Source organism: Mycobacterium sp. (assembly GCF_025965855.1).
Taxonomy (GTDB): Bacteria; Actinomycetota; Actinomycetes; order Mycobacteriales; family Mycobacteriaceae; genus Mycobacterium.
In genome coordinates, this window is sequence record NZ_JAOPWB010000328.1 from 1 (window position 1) to 5,474 (window position 5,474).

The following is a 5,474-nucleotide window of genomic DNA, read 5'->3' on the forward strand; positions in this document are numbered from 1 at the left end:
ATATGCGCTAAGGCAATCCGGGGTCGCGATGGTGATCGCCGCCCGAGATTTCAAGACCACGGACTACGCCGCGATGCTGCGCGAGGTGGCGCCACACTGCCCGGAGCTGAGCGACGTCGTGCTCCTGGACAGTGAGCGTTGGGACGAGCTGGCCACGGAAACCGACCCGGCCGGGCTGGCGGAGATCGCGGCGGCCCTGGAATGCCGCGATCCGATCAACATCCAATACACCTCCGGCACAACGGGATACCCGAAAGCGGCGACGCTGAGTCACCGCAACATTCTGAACAACGGCTACCTGGTGGGCGAGCTCCTCGGGTACACCGCGCGGGATCGGATCTGCATCCCGGTGCCCTTCTATCACTGCTTCGGCATGGTGATGGGCAACCTGGCGGCCACCAGCAACGGCGCCTGCGTGTTGATCCCGTAGCCCGGCTTCGACCCCGCCGCCACCCTGCGGGCGGTGCAGGCCGAACGCTGCACCAGCCTCTACGGCGTCCCTACGATGTTCATCGCCGAGCTGGGCCTGCCGGAGTTCGACGAGTACGAACTGGGCGGCCTGCGCACCGGGATCATGGCCGGCTCACCGTGCCCGGTCGAAGTGATGCGCAAGGTGATCGAGCGCATGCACATGCCGGGCGTCTGCATCTGCTACGGCATGACCGAAACCAGCCCGGTTTCTACGCAGACGCGCACCGACGATCCGCTGGAACGGCGCGTCGCGACGGTCGGCCGGGTCGGCCCGCATCTGGAGGTCAAGGTGGTGGACCCGGCCGGCGGAGAGACCGTGCCGCGCGGGGTGGCCGGCGAATTGTGCGCGCGGGGCTATTCGGTGATGGCCGGTTATTGGAACGACCCGGAGCGGACGGCGGAGGTCATCGACGCCGACGGCTGGATGCACACCGGCGATCTGGCCGTCATCGATGAGTGCGGCTATATCCAGATCACGGGCCGCATCAAGGACCTCATCGTGCGCGGCGGCGAGAACATCGCACCGCGTGAGATCGAGGAGTTTCTGCACACCCACCCCGACATCGTCGACGCCCAAGTCATCGGGGTACCCGACGACCGGTACGGCGAGGAGGTCATGGCGGCGGTCGTGCTGCGCGACGGGGCCCCGGCGCTGACCATCGAGGGCCTGCGCGAGTTCTGCGCCGGGCGGATCGCCAGGTTCAAGATCCCGCGGCACCTGTGGATCGTCGACGATTTTCCGATGACCGTCACCGGCAAGGTGCGCAAAACCGACATGCGCCGGCAAGCGATCGAGTACCTCCGTGACCAGGGCTGAGCGCTTGTTCCCTCCCTGGACGCGGCGGTGTGGGCGATGGTATTCTCATGCCAGTTAATGAGGATTAACTGAAATCGGAGGCTGCTGCGGCGATGGACAAGGTGGTGGCGACGGCCGCTGAAGCGATGCCCACCCTCGCCGAAAGGCACACATGAGCACCGCCGTCAAAACCGCGCCATCTTTCGCCGACGAACACCGGCGGCTGGTCGCCGAATTGAACGCCAAGCTGGCGGCCGCGGCGCTGGGCGGCAATGAACGCGCGCGGGAACGCCACGTCAGCCGCGGCAAGCTGCTGCCCCGCGAGCGGGTGGATCGTTTGCTCGATCCGGGCAGCCCTTTTTTGGAGCTGGCTCCGCTGGCGGCCGGCGGCATGTACGACGACGAGTCCCCGGGGGCCGGGATCATCACCGGGATCGGCCGGGTGTCGGAGCGCGAGTGCGTGATCGTCGCCAACGACGCGACAGTCAAGGGCGGCACCTATTACCCGATGACCGTCAAGAAGCACCTGCGCGCGCAGGAAGTCGCGTTGCAGAATCGGCTGCCGTGCCTCTACCTGGTCGACTCCGGCGGTGCATTCCTGCCGCGCCAAGACGAGGTCTTTCCCGACCGTGAGCATTTCGGCCGGATCTTCTACAACCAGGCGACCATGAGCGCCAAGGGGATTCCTCAGGTGGCCGCGGTGTTGGGATCGTGCACGGCGGGCGGCGCCTACGTGCCGGCGATGAGCGACGAGGCCGTCATCGTCCGCGAGCAAGGCACGATCTTTCTCGGCGGTCCGCCTCTGGTCAAAGCCGCCACCGGCGAGATCGTCTCGGCCGAGAAACTCGGCGGCGGCGACCTGCACTCGCGGGTCTCCGGTGTCACCGACCACCTCGCCGACGACGACGAGCACGCGCTGCGGATCGTCCGCTCCATCGCGGCCACGTTCGGCCCCCGGGAGCCCAGCCAATGGGAGGTGCGGCCCTCGGTCGAGCCCAGGCACCCGCAGACGGAGCTCTATGACGTCGTGCCGCCGGATCCGCGGGTGCCCTACGACGTGCACGAGGTCATCGTGCGGCTGGTCGACGGCAGCGAATTCAGCGAATTCAAAACCAATTACGGCAAGACACTGGTGACCGCGTTCGCGCGCATCCATGGCCATCCCGTCGGCATCGTCGCCAACAACGGTGTGCTGTTCAGCGAATCGGCTTTGAAGGGGGCGCATTTCATCGAGCTGTGTGACAAGCGCCGGATTCCGCTGCTGTTTCTGCAGAACATCGCCGGGTTCATGGTCGGCCGCGACTACGAGGCCGGAGGCATCGCCAAGCACGGCGCCAAGATGGTCACCGCCGTGGCCTGCGCCCGGGTGCCCAAGCTCACCGTTGTCATCGGCGGCTCCTACGGGGCGGGCAACTATTCGATGTGCGGACGGGCGTATTCGCCACGCTTCCTGTGGATGTGGCCCAACGCCCGCATCTCGGTGATGGGCGGCGAGCAGGCCGCGTCGGTGCTGGCTACCGTGCGCGGTGAGCAGCTCACCGCGTCGGGCAAACCGTGGTCGGCCGACGAGGAGGAGGCGTTCAAGTCGCCCATCCGGGCGCAATACGAGAACCAGGGCAACCCGTACTACTCGACGGCGCGCCTGTGGGACGACGGCATCATCGACCCGGCCGATACCAGAACGATTCTCGGGCTTGCCCTTTCGGCATGTGCCCACGCGCCGCTGGAACCGGTCTCCTACGGCGTCTTCCGGATGTGAAGATGTTCGACACCGTATTAGTGGCCAACCGCGGCGAGATCGCGGTCCGCGTGATCCGCACCTTGCGCCGGCTCGGCATCCGATCGGTCGCCGTCTACAGCGACCCCGACGCCGCCGCGCGGCACGTGCTCGAGGCCGACACGGCCGTGCGCCTGGGCCCCGCCGCCGCGCGCGAAAGCTACCTGGACATCGACAAGGTCGTCGACGCCGCGGTGCGCACCGGGTCCGAGGCGATCCACCCGGGCTACGGGTTCCTTTCGGAAAACGCACATTTCGCCGCGGCCTGCGAACGCGCCGGCGTGGTGTTCCTGGGTCCGCCGCCGCGGGCGATCGAGGTGATGGGCGACAAAATCACCGCGAAGAACGCCGTCGCCGGGTTCGACGTTCCGGTGGTGCCCGGGGTGGCCAAGCCGGGCCTGACCGACGACGACCTCGTCGCCGCCGCCGACGAGGTCGGCTATCCGGTGTTGATCAAGCCGTCAGCGGGCGGTGGCGGCAAGGGCATGCGGCTGGTGGACGACCCGGCGCGGCTGCGCGAGGCGCTGGCGGGCGCCCGACGCGAGGCCGCCTCCTCCTTCGGCGACGATACGCTGTTTCTCGAGCGGTTTGTGTTGCGGCCCAGGCATATCGAGGTGCAGGTGCTCGCCGACACCCACGGTAACGTGGTGCATCTGGGCGAGCGCGAGTGCAGCCTGCAGCGGCGCCACCAGAAGGTGATCGAGGAGGCGCCCTCGCCGCTACTCGACCCCCGGACGCGAGCGCGGATCGGTTCCGCGGCCTGTAACACCGCCCGCAGCGTCGATTACGTCGGCGCCGGGACGGTGGAGTTCATCGTCTCCGCCGATCGTCCCGACGAATTCTTCTTCATGGAGATGAACACCCGCCTGCAGGTGGAGCATCCGGTCACGGAGGCGGTCACCGGCCTGGACCTGGTGGAGTGGCAACTACGGGTGGCCGCCGGCGAGAAGCTGGGGTTCGCTCAGAACGACATCGAGTTGCGCGGGCACGCGATGGAGGCCCGCGTGTACGCCGAGGATCCCGCGCGCGGGTTCCTGCCCACGGGCGGCGAGGTGCTGCGGGTGTTCGAACCGTCCGGTGCCGGCGTGCGGGTGGACTCGTCGCTGCTGGCCGGCACGCTGGTCGGCAGCGACTACGACCCGATGCTGAGCAAGGTGATCGCCCACGGCGACGATCGCGAGGAGGCGCTCGCGAAACTCGATCGGGCACTGGCGCAAACCGTGATCCTGGGTGTCCAGACCAACGTCGAATTCCTCCGCTTCCTGCTGGCCGATGAGCGGGTGCGTGCCGGTGATCTGGACACCGCGCTGCTGGAGGAGCGGCTGGCAGACTTCGCGCCTGCGCCGGCGCCAGACGACGTGCTCGCCGCCGGCGGCCTCTACCGTCAGTGGATCTTGGCCCGCCGCGCCCGGGGCAACCCGTGGGCTGCGCCGACGGGATGGCGGGTCGGCGGTGTCGCGGCGCCGGTGCGCACCGCGATGCGCACCCCGCTGCGCAGCGAGACGGTGTCGGTATGGGGACGGCCCGAGGCCGCCGGGGTTCAGGTCGGCGACGGTGAGATCGTTTCCGCCAGTGTCCAACTGGACGGCGCTCGGATGAGTGCGACGCTGGACGGCCAGCGCCGCGAATACTGGTGGGCCGAGGCCGAGCGGCACCTGTGGATCGCCGATGAGCGCGGAACCTGGCACCTGCGCGAGGCCGAGGAGCACAAGATTCACCGCGCGGTGGGCGAGCGGCCGGCCGAGGTCGTCAGCCCCATGCCCGGCAACGTGATCGCCGTTCAGGTCGGCTCCGGCGACGAGATCTCCGAGGGCGACGTGATAGTCGTCGTCGAGGCGATGAAGATGGAACATTCTCTGCCCGCGCCGGTTTCGGGGCGAGTGGAGGTGCTGGTGTCGGTCGGCGATCAGGTGAAAGTCGATCAGGTTTTAGCGCGGATCAAGGATCAGGAATCATGACGACAACGATTACAACGATTTCCGGGGGGACGCTACCCAAGGAATACGAGGACCTTCGTGACACGGTCGCCGACTTCGCGCGCACCGTGGTCGCACCGGTGTCGGCCAAACACGATGAGGAACACAGCTTCCCGTACGAGGTCGTCGCCAAGATGGCCGAGATGGGCCTGTTCGGCCTGCCGTTCCCGGAGGAGTACGGCGGCATGGGCGGCGACTACTTCGCGCTCTGCCTCGCCCTCGAGGAGCTGGCGCGGGTGGACCAGTCCGTGGCGATCACCCTCGAGGCCGGCTGCTCGCTCGGCGCGATGCCGGTCTACCGCTTCGGCACCGAGGCCCAGAAGCAGGAGTGGCTGCCGCGACTGTGCTCGGGCGACGCGCTCGGCGCCTTCGGCCTGACCGAGCCGGGGGCGGGCAGCGACGCCGGCGGCACGCGCACGACCGCGGTGCTCGAGGACGGCCAGTGGGTCCTCAA

The 5,474-nt window shown here is 68.2% G+C and carries 3 protein-coding genes and 1 pseudogene; all 4 read left to right on the forward strand.

Going from position 1 to position 5,474, the window contains the following annotated elements:
* Positions 1-1,288, forward strand: a pseudogene (locus tag JWP83_RS28265) (AMP-binding protein); the annotation flags it as partial.
* A 151-nt stretch (positions 1,289-1,439) separates the two neighbouring features.
* The gene (locus JWP83_RS28270; RefSeq protein WP_297738217.1) at positions 1,440-3,026 is read left to right on the forward strand and encodes a carboxyl transferase domain-containing protein; all 1,587 of its coding nucleotides are present in this window, start codon (positions 1,440-1,442) and stop codon (positions 3,024-3,026) included.
* 2 nt (positions 3,027-3,028) lie between these two features.
* Positions 3,029-5,002, forward strand: coding sequence for an acetyl/propionyl/methylcrotonyl-CoA carboxylase subunit alpha (locus JWP83_RS28275; RefSeq protein ID WP_297738219.1), 1,974 nt, complete (start codon positions 3,029-3,031; stop codon positions 5,000-5,002).
* Positions 4,999-5,474: acyl-CoA dehydrogenase family protein (locus JWP83_RS28280; protein WP_297738221.1), on the forward strand; the 476-nt coding region annotated here is incomplete at its 3' end. The genes JWP83_RS28275 and JWP83_RS28280, both read left to right, overlap by 4 nt.

What these genes read in the sequence shown, in the direction of transcription:
- JWP83_RS28270 (WP_297738217.1), top strand. Translation starts at nt 1,440, where the DNA reads ATGAGCACCGCCGTCAAAACCGCGCCATCTTTCGCCGACGAACACCGG.
- JWP83_RS28275 (WP_297738219.1), top strand. Translation starts at nt 3,029, where the DNA reads ATGTTCGACACCGTATTAGTGGCCAACCGCGGCGAGATCGCGGTCCGC.